Annotated in this window: 16 protein-coding genes; 15 read left to right on the forward strand and 1 reads right to left on the reverse strand. The window is 69.0% G+C overall.

What is annotated here, in order from left to right:
* Positions 1-51: 51 nt before the first annotated feature.
* Positions 52-1,476, reverse strand: coding sequence for a mercury(II) reductase (merA, locus tag ACOJUI_RS07970; RefSeq protein WP_422117516.1), 1,425 nt, complete (start codon positions 1,474-1,476; stop codon positions 52-54).
* Between the two features lie 104 nt (positions 1,477-1,580).
* On the opposite strand from merA, the gene ACOJUI_RS07975 reads away from it, so the two are divergent.
* The 15 genes from ACOJUI_RS07975 to ACOJUI_RS08045 all read left to right on the forward strand — a co-directional run bounded on the left by ACOJUI_RS07975 (position 1,581) and on the right by ACOJUI_RS08045 (position 13,207).
* Complete coding sequence (locus ACOJUI_RS07975) at positions 1,581-1,970, forward strand: heavy metal-responsive transcriptional regulator (RefSeq protein WP_144588649.1); 390 nt, start codon at positions 1,581-1,583, stop codon at positions 1,968-1,970.
* Between the two features lie 153 nt (positions 1,971-2,123).
* Positions 2,124-2,390: a DUF6112 family protein gene (locus ACOJUI_RS07980; protein ID WP_422117517.1), complete on the forward strand. Its 267-nt coding sequence runs from the start codon at positions 2,124-2,126 to the stop codon at positions 2,388-2,390.
* Positions 2,391-2,513: 123 nt separating this feature from the next.
* Entirely contained in the window at positions 2,514-2,783 is a 270-nt protein-coding gene (locus tag ACOJUI_RS07985; RefSeq protein ID WP_422117518.1) for a DUF6112 family protein, read from the forward strand.
* 28 nt (positions 2,784-2,811) lie between these two features.
* A complete protein-coding gene (locus tag ACOJUI_RS07990; protein ID WP_422117638.1) occupies positions 2,812-4,146 on the forward strand; it encodes a conjugal transfer protein TrbL in 1,335 nt (444 codons plus the stop codon).
* Positions 4,147-4,152: 6 nt separating this feature from the next.
* Positions 4,153-5,622 (forward strand): SCO6880 family protein, encoded by a 1,470-nt coding sequence (locus ACOJUI_RS07995; RefSeq protein WP_422117519.1) that lies wholly within the window; start codon positions 4,153-4,155, stop codon positions 5,620-5,622.
* 125 nt (positions 5,623-5,747) lie between these two features.
* Positions 5,748-6,233, forward strand: a complete 486-nt coding sequence (locus tag ACOJUI_RS08000; RefSeq protein WP_422117520.1) for a TIR domain-containing protein — start codon at positions 5,748-5,750, stop codon at positions 6,231-6,233.
* Positions 6,214-6,660 carry an HIT family protein gene (locus ACOJUI_RS08005; RefSeq protein WP_344308285.1) on the forward strand — a complete coding sequence of 149 codons (447 nt, stop codon included), beginning with the start codon at positions 6,214-6,216 and terminating at the stop codon, positions 6,658-6,660. Before ACOJUI_RS08000 ends, ACOJUI_RS08005 begins: the two co-directional genes overlap by 20 nt.
* Positions 6,657-7,142: a hypothetical protein gene (locus tag ACOJUI_RS08010; protein ID WP_422117521.1), complete on the forward strand. Its 486-nt coding sequence runs from the start codon at positions 6,657-6,659 to the stop codon at positions 7,140-7,142. Before ACOJUI_RS08005 ends, ACOJUI_RS08010 begins: the two co-directional genes overlap by 4 nt.
* An 80-nt stretch (positions 7,143-7,222) precedes the next feature.
* A complete protein-coding gene (locus ACOJUI_RS08015) occupies positions 7,223-8,014 on the forward strand; it encodes a hypothetical protein (protein ID WP_422117522.1) in 792 nt (263 codons plus the stop codon).
* 32 nt (positions 8,015-8,046) lie between these two features.
* A complete protein-coding gene (locus ACOJUI_RS08020; RefSeq protein WP_422117523.1) occupies positions 8,047-8,508 on the forward strand; it encodes a hypothetical protein in 462 nt (153 codons plus the stop codon).
* Positions 8,505-10,004 (forward strand): ATP-binding protein, encoded by a 1,500-nt coding sequence (locus ACOJUI_RS08025; protein WP_422117524.1) that lies wholly within the window; start codon positions 8,505-8,507, stop codon positions 10,002-10,004. Before ACOJUI_RS08020 ends, ACOJUI_RS08025 begins: the two co-directional genes overlap by 4 nt.
* 38 nt (positions 10,005-10,042) lie before the next feature.
* Positions 10,043-10,555, forward strand: coding sequence for a hypothetical protein (locus tag ACOJUI_RS08030; protein WP_344308293.1), 513 nt, complete (start codon positions 10,043-10,045; stop codon positions 10,553-10,555).
* Complete coding sequence (locus ACOJUI_RS08035; RefSeq protein WP_422117525.1) at positions 10,552-12,330, forward strand: type IV secretory system conjugative DNA transfer family protein; 1,779 nt, start codon at positions 10,552-10,554, stop codon at positions 12,328-12,330. Before ACOJUI_RS08030 ends, ACOJUI_RS08035 begins: the two co-directional genes overlap by 4 nt.
* 83 nt (positions 12,331-12,413) lie before the next feature.
* Positions 12,414-12,995 (forward strand): hypothetical protein, encoded by a 582-nt coding sequence (locus tag ACOJUI_RS08040; RefSeq protein ID WP_422117526.1) that lies wholly within the window; start codon positions 12,414-12,416, stop codon positions 12,993-12,995.
* Positions 12,992-13,207 carry a helix-turn-helix domain-containing protein gene (locus tag ACOJUI_RS08045; RefSeq protein WP_344308297.1) on the forward strand — a complete coding sequence of 72 codons (216 nt, stop codon included), beginning with the start codon at positions 12,992-12,994 and terminating at the stop codon, positions 13,205-13,207. Before ACOJUI_RS08040 ends, ACOJUI_RS08045 begins: the two co-directional genes overlap by 4 nt.
* Positions 13,208-13,227 lie beyond the last annotated feature (20 nt).

The following is a 13,227-nucleotide window of genomic DNA, read 5'->3' on the forward strand; positions in this document are numbered from 1 at the left end:
TTGTCTGCCCCCGCCCTCCGACGGAGATATCCGCACTGCCCGCGGCACTGTTCACGCGCAGCACGACAGGAGCGACGGGTCGGTGGTGAAGGCCTTGGCGGCGATCCGGATGCCCTCGGCCATGGTCAGGTAGGGGGCCCAGGCGTCAGCGACCTCGGCGACCGTCTTGCCGAGCACGTGGACTCCGGCGGCGGCGAGCTCGCCGGCCTCCTTGGCGACGGCGGTGATGCCGAGGATCTTCCCGGTGTCGGCGTCCACGACGATCTTGATGAAGCCGCGGGTGTCGCGGTTGACCAGTGCGCGGGGCACGTGGTGCAGCGGCAGGACGCGGCAGTCGCAGCGGATCCCGGCGGCGACGACGTCCTTCTCGGTCATCCCGACCGCGCCAATCGCCGGGCCGGTGAACGTGACCCTCGGCAGTCGGGCGTAGTCCACGGCCCGGTCGGCGTCGGCGAACGCGTTCTCGGCGACGAGGGTGCCGTGGTGGGCGGCGACGTAGACGAACTCGGGGTGGCCGGTCACGTCGCCCGCCGCCCAGATCCGCGGGTGGGAGGACTGCATCCGGTCGGAGACGACCACCTCGCCGAGGTCCCCGATCTCGACCCCGACCCTGTCGAGGCCGAGCCCGTCGGTGACTGGTCGTCGTCCGAGGGCGACGAGCACCTGGTCGGCGCGGAACTCCTCCCGCCCCCCGGCCACATCCGCGGTGACGACGGCCTGCCCGGTCGCGGCGTCGCGGGACACCCGCGTCGGCAGCGCGCGGCGGACCACCCGGATGCCCTCGTCGGCGAACACCTCCTGCAGCGTCCTGGACACCTCCGGCTCCTCCTTCGACGCGAGCCGGGACCGGACCAGCACGGTGACCTGGGAGCCGAGCCGGGCGAACAGCTGCGCCTGCTCCAGGGCGACGTAGCCGCCGCCGAGCACGAGCAGGGACTCAGGGAGTTCGGTCAGCTCCATCGCCGTGGTCGAGGTCAGGTACCCGGTCTGGTCCAGGCCGTCGATCGGCGGGGCCCACGGCCGAGAGCCGGTCGCGACCAGGTAGTGCCCGGCCTCGATCGTCTCGGTGCTCCCGTCGTCCCCGGCGACCTGGAGGACCGGAGCGTCAGGGGTGCCGGCGAACGCGGCGTCGCCGCGGCGGACGGCCCACCCGTAGGAGTCGGCGACGTCGGCGTACTTCTCGCCCCGCAGCGACTCGACCAGCGCCTGCTTCCCGGCGATCAGGGCGGGCATGTCCACTGGCCCCGCCGTCGTCGCGATCCCCGGGAACCGGTCGGCGGCGTCGGCCGCGGAGTGCCGTGCGTCGGCCGCGGCGATCAGGGCCTTCGACGGCACGCAGCCGGTGTTCACGCAGGTGCCGCCGAGCGTCCCGCGCTCGATCATCACCACCGACTTGCCGAGCGTGGTCGCGCGGATCGCGGCGGCGAACGCACCACCGCCCGATCCGATGATGGCGAGGTCGTACTTCGTGGGCATCGCAGCTCCCGTCACTTGGGTTTCTCTTCTTTCTCGGCCATACTGGACCTTCCAGTGCAGGGGAAGGTCAAGAGGGATTCTGCCGAAAGAAAAGGGGGCCTGCGATGCGCATCGGGGAACTCGCCGAGCGGGCGGGAACGACGGCGAAGACGCTGCGGTTCTACGAGGAGCAGGGCCTGCTGCCCCCGGCCGAGCGCACGCCGTCCGGATACCGCGACTACGCGCCCGAGACGGCCGCCCGGATCGACTTCGTCCACCGCGGCCAGGCCGCGGGCCTCACCCTCGCCCAGATCCGCCAGATCCTCGACATCCGCGACGACGGCGCTGCTCCCTGCGAGCACGTGCGCGACCTCCTCGACGCGCGCCTCGCCGAGATCGAGCAGCAGATCGCCCAGCTCGCCGCGCTGCGCGACACCATCACCGAGCTCAGACGCGACGCCGCGCACCCGGAACCGGCGACGTGTAGCCCGGACCAGGTCTGCCGCTACCTATAGCTCTCCGGAACTAGGAGACAGTTCGCGGCAGGTCACTCGGTCGCTATACCAGCACGCCCCCCAGGTGATGCGTACACACCTGAGTCGTATGAGCATGCAATCAAGGGCACTACTCCGTCATTTTGATCATCTGACCCTGCCGGTCGGTGCGTGATGGGAGTGTTCCCCGACTTCAACGGACTCGGAGGCATCGGTGATCTGAAACAGGTCATCGGCGCCCTGTTGATGTTCGTGCTCATCGTCGCGGTGCTCATGGTCATCGTGTCGGTGATCTGCTGGGCGCTGGGCGCCTCGCACGGCAATCACTCCCTCGCCTCCAAGGGCCGGGTTGGGGTGCTCGTCGGCGTCGGCGCCGCCGCGCTCGCCGGCGCTGGGGTGGCGTGGGTGAACTGGCTCATCGCCCTCGGCCAGCAGCTCTGATCCTTCGCCGCCAGGCCCGCTCTCCGCGTTGGGAGCGGGCCTTTCGTCTGCCTGCTCGCGCCAGTCGCTCCCTGGTTCACCTCGCCGCCACAAACCATCTGTTTCTGCGAGGGAGTAACCGCCGTGATCGACATTGACCCCAACAGCTCGGGACTGCCCGGCATCGACCAGCTCCGCACCATCGTCGGCGCCGTGATGACGGTCGGCCTCATCCTCTCGGTGCTGGCCCTGATCGTCTCCGCGATCGTCTGGGCCTACGGCGCCAACAGCTCGAATCCGCACCTGTCCGGCAGGGGCAAGCTGGGCGTCCTCATCTCCTGCGGCGCCGCGGTGGTCTGCGGGGCCAGCGTGACGCTCGTGAACTTCTTCTGGAATGTGGGCCAGGCCGTCTGAGGCCGGCCGTCACAGCAGGAGATTCATGATGAGTGTCTGCGATGTGCCGATCATCTCGACCGTCTGCGACGTGGCGGGCGAGGCCGCCGCGACCGTCGTGGCGGCCCCGTTCGACTGGCTCGCCCAGGCGATGGGCGGCGCGGCTGGCTGGCTGATCGAGGCGATGTGGGCCGTGTTCGACACGGCCACGCTGGTCGATGTCCAGACGGACGGATTCACCAACGTCTACAACCTGATCTTTGGCATCGGGGTCTTCCTTGTCCTGATCTTCTTCTGCCTCCAACTCATCACCGGTCTGATCCGCCGCGACCCGACCGCCCTGTCTCGCGCCGCCCTTGGAGCGGCCAAGTCCGTGCTCGGTGCCTTCGTCGTCGTCACGTTGACCGCGCTTGCCCTGGAAATCGTGGACCAGCTCTGCATCGGCATCATCCAGGCATCCGGCGAAACCACCGGGACGATGGGCGACAAGATCATCCTGCTCGCCGCCGGGCTCAGCGGCATCAACATCGCCGCCCCCGGCGTCGGCGCGATCGTCACGATCTTCCTCGCCGGGCTGATGATCGCCGCCATCGCGATCGTCTGGTTCTCCCTGCTGATCCGCAAGGCCCTCCTGCTGGTCGGCGTGGTCCTGGCTCCCATCGCGTTCGCCGGCGCGTCCTGGGACGCCACCAAGGGATGGATCGGGAAATGGGCCGCGTTCGTGATCGCCCTGATCGTCTCCAAGCTCGTCCTCGTCGTCATCTTCTTGCTGGCGATCACGCAGATCGCCACCCCGATCGAGCTGGACATCGCCGCGGTCACCGAGCCGATCACCGGCATCGTCCTGCTCGGGATCGCGGCCTTCGCGCCCTACATGGTGTACCGCTTCGTGTCGTTCCTCGGGTTCGACCTCTACCAGCAGATGGGCACCGAGCAGGAGGCAAAGAACGCCCTGAACCGGCCGATTCCGGTCCCGTCCAAGCCCATGGGCGGCGGCGAGCCCAAGAAGGTCCTCGATGATCCCAAGGGCGGCAGCGGGTCAGGTGGGACACCGCCGCCCAAGACACCGACGCCACCCGCCGGAGGTGGGGGCGGTGGCGCAGCCGGCGCGGGTGCCGGTGCCGGAGGTGGAGCAAGCGCGGGAGCCGGAGCGGGCGCCGCTGCCGCGGGACCGGCTGCCGCAGTCGTCGTCGGAGCGCAGATCGTCAAGGGGGCAGCCGAAGCCGGACCGAAGGCGGGCCAGGCAGTGGCAGGCCAGGCCGAGACCGCGGCGGGCGCGGCCAACGAACCCGGCGCCGCGCCGTCGAAGACGCCACCTCCCTCGGCACCGCAGCCACGCACGCCCTCAGTCAATCCCACGGCGTCGCCGTGGAAGAAGGAGTGACCGGCCATGCCCGCAACGACGGAACGGACGACGCCGGGGAGCGAGCTGACGCCGATGAAGTTCAGCCGGCTCACTCGCCGGGGCGTGCTGCTCGGGCTCTCGGTCGCGCAGCTCATCACGCTCGCTATCGGCGGGCTGACGCTGCTGGCCGCGTTCTACGGCGGTGCCGGGATGCTGCTGGCCTACACCGCCCCTGTGTGGCTGCTCGCCGTCGTGCTGACGTGGGTGCCCATCGCCGGGCGACCGATGGTCGAATGGCTCCCAGTCGCGCTCTGGTGGCTGTGGCGCTCCACCGGCGGGCAACTGCTCTACCGGCGGCGGATCGTCAAGCCCCGCCCGGCGGGGAATCTCGCGCTGCCCGGCGACATGGCCCGGCTCCGCGAGCACTTGGACCCGGAGACCGGGGCGTGCATGATCCACGACCCCCGCCAGGCCACGCTCACGGTGGTCTGCGAGGTCACGCATCCCGCGTTCGTGCTGCTGGACCCCGGCGAGCAGGAGCGGCGGGTCACCTCCTGGGGGCGCGTGCTCGCGACCGTGTGCCGGTCCGGGAGGATCGCGACCCTGCAAGTGCTCGAACGCACCTTGCCGGACTCGGGCTCGGGTCTGGCTGAGTGGTGGGCTGAGCACGGCACCGCAGACGCCTCCTGGGCCGCGACGACCTACGCCGAGCTGATCGAGCGGGCCGGCCCCGCTGGGGAACGCCACGCCACGACGATCAGTCTGTCGCTGGACATGAAGACCGCGGCCCGGCAGATCAGGACCGCGGGCGGTGGCATCCGTGGCGCGGCGGCGGTGCTCCGGCAGGAGATGGCGACCCTGACCGCGGCGTTGCGGTCGGCGGACCTGACCCCGGTCGGGTGGCTCGGCCCCGGCCGGGTCGCTGTGATCCTGCGCTCCGCGTATGACCCGGCCGTCGCTGCGACGCTGGAACGGCACGGCCGGCTCGGGCAGGAACTCGCCGCCGCCGGCCCGGTCGCGGTCACCGAGACGTGGGGCAACCTTCGCACCGACTCCGCCTGGCACACCGTCCTGTGGGTATCGGAGTGGCCGCGGTCGATGGTCTATCCCGGCTTCCTCGCCCCGGTGCTGCTCTCGACCGGCATCCAACGGTCCGTGTCGCTGCTCTATACGCCCATGCGCTCTGACCAAGCGGCGCGTGACATCCGCAAGAAGAAGGTCGAACACATCTCGGACGCGGCGCAGCGCGCCAGGATGGGGCAGATCGAGGACGCCAGTCAGACGGCGGAGTACCAAGACGTGCTTCAACAGGAGGCCGACCTGACCGCCGGGCATGGCGTGCTCCGCGTCTCTGGCCTCGTCAGCGTCTCCGCTCCCACGCTCGACGAGCTGGAAGCCGCGACCGCCGCGATCGAGCAGTCCGCGATCCAAGCCTCCTGCGAGACACGACGGCTCGTCGGTCAGCAGGCCGCCGGGTTCACGGCAGCGGCCCTGCCGCTGTGCCGAATCGTGTGAGCTGATCGAGTCCGCGCGGACCAAAGTGACGCTCCGGCCGAGAGCTCATCGACAGTCGGTGCCCCACCGTAGGCTTGATCCAACGGTCTGAGGAAGGCTCGACCGCACACACGGGAGAGTCCAGCATGGCCAAGTCAGTCTTCTACAGTTTCCACTACGACCGCGATGCCTGGCGCGTCCAGCAGGTGATCCAGATGGGCGCCCTAGAGGGGCAGACCATCCTCAACGCGCAGAAGTGGGAGGAAGTCAAGCGGCAGGGCGACGCGGCGATCAAGAAGTGGATCGCCGACCAGATGGCGTACAAGTCGGCAGTCGTGGTCCTGATCGGTGCTCAAACCGCTAGTCGTCCCTGGGTTCGCCACGAAATCGCCTACGCATGGGACAACCACAAGCCGCTTGTCGGCATCCGCATCCACGGATTGGCCGACCGCAACGGCTACACCGACTCCTTTGGAGAGAACCCGTTCAGCAGGGTCTCGCTGAAGGGCGGCGGCACGGTCGGAGACTATGTGCCGGTATACAACCCCAGTGGATCGAACAGTCCGGCTGTCTATGCGGACATCAAGGCGAACATCACGACATGGGTCAACAATGCCTACAAGCGATCCTGATTGCCCCTTCTGCGAGATTGTCGATCGGGACGATCCCGATGCTCGCGAGGTCTACCGCGATCAGAATGTGGTGGCTTTCTTCCCCACCAATCCCGCGACACTCGGGCACACCCTTGTGATTCCCCGTAAGCACATCGCCGACATCTGGTCCCTCGACCGGGCGACTGCTGAGCAGCTAGCAGGAGCGACGACGCAACTCGCGGCCGCTGTCAGGCGAGCCATCAACCCGCAAGGGCTGAACATCATCCAATCGAGCGGCAAGGCCGCGAGTCAGACCGTGTTTCATCTGCACGTCCACCTAGTTCCCCGCTGGGAGGGCGACCCAATCGGTCATATCTGGCCACCAGAGACCGACTACACGGAGGAACAGAAGGATGACGCCTGGGAAGCTCTTCGCGCCGAATGCAGAGCGGTGAGTGCGACGTGACCGACGCTGGCCGCCCCTCAGACGAAGACCGGCGCAAGCACTTGGACTTCGTCCAAGCTGTCGTTACGCGCATGTCAGCAGCTTCATCCGGCGCGAAGGGATGGTTGCTCCCGGTGGTGACTGCGACCTATGGATTCGCTCTCACCCAGCACTCACGGGCCGTCACCCTGCTCGGGCTCGCCGCCGTCGCGCTGTTCATGTTCCTCGATGCCAACTACCTGCGCCAGGAGCGCGCTTATCGACGCCTCTACGACACAGTGGCGAAGGGAACTCGTAAGGTTCCTCTGTTCTCCCTAGACCCGTCGGAAGCCGATGATCCAATCCCCGAAGCCGCGAGCTGGCGCCAGCGACTGCGGACAATGATCGGTCGATGGTTTCCCGCTTGGAGTGTGTGGTCCTCATGGTCGATCTTGCCCTTCTACGGGGCACTCCTGCTGATCGGCATTGGCATCTATATCCGCGCCGTGATCGTCTCGCCATAGTCGCGTACCTTCCACCACGACGCCACACATCGTGGACGCTCGATCGCACCTTCCTCGCACACCAATGAGGGAGGCCCGCGATGCCCACGTTCACCGATCCCGCCCGCGATGCCAGCGAAGCCCATGAAGCGTTGCGCGGACTCGCCCACGCCAGCCGCACCTTCGAGGACCCGTCCGACACCTACGCCGTGATCGGCGAGCTGCTGGGCGGGATGCGCGCGATGCGGCAGGTGCTGGACCAGCTCGCGAACGCCCATCTGTTCCGGCAGCATCACGTCACCGACGAGTTCCGCGAGTACAGCGGCGGCGCGGCCGAGGCGTTGGCAGCAGCCGACGAGCTGCACCAGGCCGCAACGCTCATCGACCAGGCCGACGACCGCCTCAACGCCGCGATGACCCACTCGGGCCGGATCGTGTGGAACCCGCAGGACCGGACGGTGGAGCGATGGGTCGGCATCGTGTTCCTCCAAGGAGAGGAAGCCCACCAGACGCTCGACCTCATCGATCGAGGCGGCGCGGAGGCAGGTATCGAGCATCTGTCGATGTGGGATTACGGCACCGAGACCACCGACGCGGCGATGACCAACGGCGATGTCCACGACAGCGCCCCGGCCTACGCCGGGGATCGACGGGCCGAGACCGGCGACTATGCGATGACCTACAACCCGCAGGCCGGGCACGTCGGCCTCTACCGCAGGCACCTGATCCGCGCCGAAGACGCCATCGACCCGCCCCCCGAAGCACACATCCCGGCGCGACACTCGACCCCGACACGCGAGACGACCGGGCGGCGTAGCGCCGTCCGCGAAGGCGGCTGGTTCGAGCATCCCGGCGTCGCCGCGGTCAAGCAGGCTCGCGACCTGTCGATGTAGCGCCGGATACGAGCAGGGCGCACCTGCTCGGCATGGACAGCACAGAGCCCACCACTCGCACGACCGCTCAGGCAGGGACGCTCAGCCTGACGGTCTGGCCCGATACTCCGCTGGGCGAGCACCAGCGGTACGCCCACCGCATCGAGGACACCGCCACCGGGCAGACGCTCGAAGGCCGGGACCTGTTCACCGGGGCCGGTGCCTCGGTCGCCCCCGAGCGCGCGATGCGTGACCTCGCCGCGTTCCTGAATGCCGCCGGCGATGCCCGCCAGTACGCCATCGACGACCCCGGCAGTACGCCCGAGCACCAGGGGCTGTTCCCCGGCTGGACGGCTGAGACCGCTCGGCAGAACGCCGACGCGCTGACCCTGCTGGCCGAGGAAGAACAGCTCTCCGACCCGCCGAAGCAACAGTCACGGCCGGCGCCTGACCTGTCGTGGTTCGAGCGTCCTCCCGGCGGCTGGGTCGCCAGGAAACGGGGGCGGTCGCTGTGAGCCGCGACGAGAAGCTGCACACCGCGGTCCTCGTCGCTCCCGCGTCGGAGCGACGGCGGTTGCGAAAGCAGCGCCGCCAGGCGGCCGCGCGGCTGGTCGCCGAGCAGCGGCAGGCCGAGAAGGAGACAGCCAGAGCCAAGGCGGAAGCCGAGCGCGCCGAGCGCCGCGCCACCATCTACCTGCCGCCAGCCGGTGAGCCCGGCCCGGCGATGCTCCGCTCGCCCGGCAGATTCCGGCTGGCCCGGCATCAGGACACCAGCGCCGTGCTCGCCGGCCAATACCCGTTTCTCGCCGAGGCCGGACTGGGATCGGCCGGCATGTTCATCGGCCAGGACCTCTACTCCGGCTCCTCGTTCGTCTACGACCCGTGGGTGCTCTACCAGCGGGGCCTCATCACCGCCCCGAACCTGATCCTGGCCGGCATCGTCGGCTCCGGGAAGTCATCGCTCGCCAAGAGCCTCTACACACGAAGCCTGCCCTTCGGGTACAGGGTCTACGTCCCCGGCGACCCTAAAGGCGAGCACACCGGCGTCGCCGAAGCCGTAGGCGGGAAGGCCATCATCCTCGGGCACGGGATGGGCAACCGCCTCAACCCCTTGGACGAGGGATACCGGCCCGGCGGTCTCTCGGATCAGGAATGGGCCACCACCCTCGCCGCTCGTCGCCGTGACCTGCTCGGCGCGCTCACCGAGACCGTGCTGAATCGGCCGCTCGCGCCCCTCGAACACACCGCGATCGACACCGCCCTTGCCGGAGCAGTGCGCGATGCCGAGGTGCCGATCCTGCCAATGGTGGTCGAGCGGCTGCTGCGCCCTCATCCCGCCGATGACTCGGACAGCCGGCTCGCCGAAGACGGCCGGCTCGTCGGCCACGCCCTGCGCCGTCTGGTTCTCGGTGACCTCAGCGGCTTGTTCGACGGACCCTCGTCGGTGAAGTTCGATCCGTCGCTGCCGATGGTCAGCCTCGACCTGTCCCGCGTCACGGAGAACAGCACCCTCATTTCGGTGCTGATGACCTGCTCATCGGCATGGATGGAAGCCGCGCTGCTCGACCCGAACGGCGGCCGCAGATGGGTGATCTACGACGAAGCATGGAGATTGATGAGCCATCCGGCGCTCTTGCGGAGGATGGACGCCCACTGGCGACTCGCGAGGCACTACGGGCTCGCAAACCTGCTCGTGTTCCACAAGTTGACCGACTTGGAGAACGTCGGCGATATGGGCTCGGCGAACCGGGCGCTGGCGAACAGTCTGCTGGCGAACGCCGAGACCAGGATCGTGTACCGGCAGGAGACCGACCAGCTCGGCCCCACCGCGGCGGCTCTCGGACTCACCGGCACCGAACAGCGCCTCTTGCCAGGGCTCGGCACCGGGCAGGGCCTCTGGCGCATCAAGGACCGGAGCTTCGTCGTGCAGCACCAGCTCCACCCCGCAGAACTTGCCGCGTTTGACACGACAGCCCGTATGACAGGTTCCCCGCACGTTCACGAATCCTGAATGGGCGGCGGCAGTCGCGTTCTGGCTCACCTCGCGGCATGAGGAAGTCTGAGCCCGAGTCCGTCCCGGTATCCATTCCCTTTGTCGTGCTCGATGTGCACGCGGACGGCACGGTGGCCGTCACCGTTGATGGGAAGCCGCTGGAACCGGACCCGTTCGCTCCACGGTGGCGGCGATCCTCGTTCGGTCAGATCATCGACCGCGCCACGAACGACCGAACAACCGCGGCGCGGGTGGAGGTTCGCGAGAGCGACGGCACGAGCTTCACCGACATCATCGCGCCCCGCCGTCGCCGGGCGCCCCAGCCGAAGCCCGAGGCCGAGAAGCCGGCACCGCTTCCGGTGTTCTTCACTGTCGAGGGCGATGGGTTCGTGCCGGGTGAGGACGTGGCGGTCGCCGTCATCACCGGGCACACCGATGCCGCCGGGACCGGCGCGGCCCGTGCCCTCATCGACCCCGCCCGCCTCGCCCCTGACGCCGCGGGCGGGGTCGTGGAAGTGCTGCTGTTCGGTCGCATCTCCGGCACCACGATCATCCGGCGGCTGCCATGAACGGCCAGGGCCGGCAGACCGGCTCGTTCGGAGACGAGCTGACCAACGCGGCCATGATCGGCCTGGTCGTCCTGTTCGGCATCGCCCTCGTGCTCCGGGGCGCGGGCTCGGTCGCGGCGTGGGTCACGGGCACCGACCAGCCCGCGGGCGGTCCGGCCTCCGGCGTCGGGGTGCTGTTCCATCCGGGCGATCCCGCCTCGGCGCTCGACGCGCCGGGGCTGAACGCGGTCGCCTACTGGATTGTCGCGAGCCTGCTGCTGGCCGCGCTCGTCACCGGCGGCGTGTGGGCATGGTCGCGGATGCGCCGCCACACACACAAGGTCGAGCAGGACCCGCGCCGGATGGCCGGCGTCGCCACCCGGCACGAAGTGGTGAGCGCGGCGTCGGCGAAGGCGCTGCTACGCCGCGCCGGGAACCTTCGCCCGGGTCTGGCTGATCCGAAGCCCACCGATGTGGGCTACCGGCTCGGCACCTCGAAAGGGGTGGACGTATGGGCGTCGGTCGAGGACTCGATCATGGTTATCGGCCCGCCGCGCTCCGGCAAGTCGCTACAAATCCTCGTCGGCGCGGTCCTCGACGCACCCGGCGCGGTCGTCGCGACCTCGACCCGGCCGGACAACCTCACCGCCACGCTGCGCGCACGACGCCGGGGCGGTCCGGTCGCGATCTTCGACCCCCAGCATCTCGCCGAGGGACTGCCCGCTGGGATGCGGTGGTCACCGATCCGGGGCTGCGATTCCCCGCAGACCGCGATGATCCGCGCCACTGGGCTCGCAGCCGGCACCGGCCTCTCCTCCGGCGGCGTTGACGGCGGCGGGTTCTGGGAAGGCAAGACGAGAGTGGCACTCCAAGCTCTGCTGCACGCCGCCGCTCTCGACAACCGGCCGCCGTCCGAGCTGTTCCGGTGGACTCTGGACCCGACCGCGGCCGCTAACGCGGTGGCGATCCTGACCAGCTCGCCGCGGGCCGCGACCGGATGGGCCGAGTCCCTGGAAGCGATGATCGACTCCGACCCCAGGACACGCGATTCCATTTGGCAAGGTGTCTCGCTTGCGCTCGGGGCGCTGGCCGACCCGCGGGTGCTCGACGCGGTATCACCCGGCCCCGGCGAGAGCTTCGATCCCGAGACGTTCATCCAGCAGCGCGGCACCCTGTTCCTGCTCGCCACCGGCTCCGGGGCCGGAGCCAGCGCCGCGCTGGTCGCCGCGCTCGTAGAGGACCTGATCGAAACCGCGCGCCAGCTTGCCGCCCGCTCGCCGGGGGCCAGGCTCGACCCGCCCATGCTCTTGGCCTTGGACGAGATAGCCAACCTCAGCCCTCTGCCGTCCCTGCCGACGCTCATGGCCGAAGGCGGCGGCACCGGCATCACGACGATGCCGGTCCTGCAATCCCTCGCCCAAGCACGCGACAAGTGGAACGAGAACCAAGCGAACGCGATCTGGGATGCCTCGATCGTCAAAGTCGTCCTTGGCGGTGCCTCCGGCTCTCGCGATCTGCAAGACCTCAGCTCCCTGATCGGAGAACGTGACGAATACACCGACTCCGTGACCCTCGGCGATCACGGCACCCGTTCCAATCAACGCTCGATCAGGCGGGTGCCGATCTTCCCGCCTGATCGCATCCGCCGGCTCCCGTTCGGGACCGGGATCGTGCTGCTGCGCTCCGCACCGCCGATCGTCACCGACCTGCATCCGTGGCCGAAGCGTCCCGACGCCGCACAGCTCACCGCTGACCGCGCCGAGATCGAGGCGCTGCTGCGCCGCCCCGATGCCTGAGCAATCGCCAGACGCCTCGGGGTTCACCTCGCTTCCACAGCCCGCCGCGCACCCGTGGGCTTGGGAACAGACAGGAGCACAGCATGTCCGACGCACCCGACGACGCAACCGTGAGCGACAGCCTCGACCCGGACCTGGACGACATGGACGAGGGCTACGACGACCCGCTGATCGCCGAGCCCCCGCACCCGATCAACTGGAACCTGCTCAACGCCGACGACGCCGAGGTCGAGTGGTTGGAACTCAACCGCTGGGTGGATTGGCTCAGGCACACTTACGGCCTCCCCGCCACGGTCATCCCGCCCGCCTGGTACAGACACCCGGAGCTCGTGTGGGAGCTGAGCGCGCTGCATCTGCACTGGCTCTGCGCTTACGACCCCGAGCAGAACGGCTCCGCACCGCTCGGCTGGCACCGGGACTTCGCGGACGCCCGCATGAGACTCCGCGAGTGGGTCGCAACCTGCGGCACCAAGCTCGACCACGACCGTCCCACGAGACAGACCGTCTGGCCCGGCGAGGAACCCGCTGACCCGATCGAGGACGTGCCGATCATCGACCGCGACGCCGAGTTCGTGGAGTTCGTCATGGCCGACGTGGCCGCCCGCCGCGAAGCCGAGGAAGCGTTCTACAACAACCTTGACCTGGACGCCGGAGAAGTATCGTGAACGAGAGACCCGAGACACCGGTGGTCTCGCCGCTGATGCACAGCCGTGAGGTCGCGGCGTACTTGAAGGTGTCGGAGTCCACGCTGTCGCGGTGGCGGTCGGGCGGCTCCGGCCCACCATTCCTGAGACTCGGCGGGATCGCCCGGTACCGGCTCGCTGCCGTGGACCGCTGGCTGGCCAAGTTGGAACACGATCATGCCTCGGAGAGCTGAGTCGCAACCGACCGCCGAGC

It is taken from the genome of Brachybacterium sp. UNK5269, assembly GCF_049266655.1.
Lineage (GTDB): Bacteria > Actinomycetota > Actinomycetes > Actinomycetales > Dermabacteraceae > Brachybacterium.

Bases quoted from the DNA above. Each gene is read 5' to 3' on its own strand.
- merA (WP_422117516.1), bottom strand. From the start codon at position 1,476: ATGCCCACGAAGTACGACCTCGCCATCATCGGATCGGGCGGTGGTGCG.
- ACOJUI_RS07975 (WP_144588649.1), top strand. From the start codon at position 1,581: ATGCGCATCGGGGAACTCGCCGAGCGGGCGGGAACGACGGCGAAGACG.
- ACOJUI_RS07980 (WP_422117517.1), top strand. From the start codon at position 2,124: ATGGGAGTGTTCCCCGACTTCAACGGACTCGGAGGCATCGGTGATCTG.
- ACOJUI_RS07990 (WP_422117638.1), top strand. From the start codon at position 2,812: ATGAGTGTCTGCGATGTGCCGATCATCTCGACCGTCTGCGACGTGGCG.
- ACOJUI_RS07995 (WP_422117519.1), top strand. From the start codon at position 4,153: ATGCCCGCAACGACGGAACGGACGACGCCGGGGAGCGAGCTGACGCCG.
- ACOJUI_RS08000 (WP_422117520.1), top strand. From the start codon at position 5,748: ATGGCCAAGTCAGTCTTCTACAGTTTCCACTACGACCGCGATGCCTGG.
- ACOJUI_RS08005 (WP_344308285.1), top strand. From the start codon at position 6,214: ATGCCTACAAGCGATCCTGATTGCCCCTTCTGCGAGATTGTCGATCGG.
- ACOJUI_RS08015 (WP_422117522.1), top strand. From the start codon at position 7,223: ATGCCCACGTTCACCGATCCCGCCCGCGATGCCAGCGAAGCCCATGAA.
- ACOJUI_RS08020 (WP_422117523.1), top strand. From the start codon at position 8,047: ATGGACAGCACAGAGCCCACCACTCGCACGACCGCTCAGGCAGGGACG.
- ACOJUI_RS08030 (WP_344308293.1), top strand. From the start codon at position 10,043: ATGAGGAAGTCTGAGCCCGAGTCCGTCCCGGTATCCATTCCCTTTGTC.
- ACOJUI_RS08035 (WP_422117525.1), top strand. From the start codon at position 10,552: ATGAACGGCCAGGGCCGGCAGACCGGCTCGTTCGGAGACGAGCTGACC.
- ACOJUI_RS08040 (WP_422117526.1), top strand. From the start codon at position 12,414: ATGTCCGACGCACCCGACGACGCAACCGTGAGCGACAGCCTCGACCCG.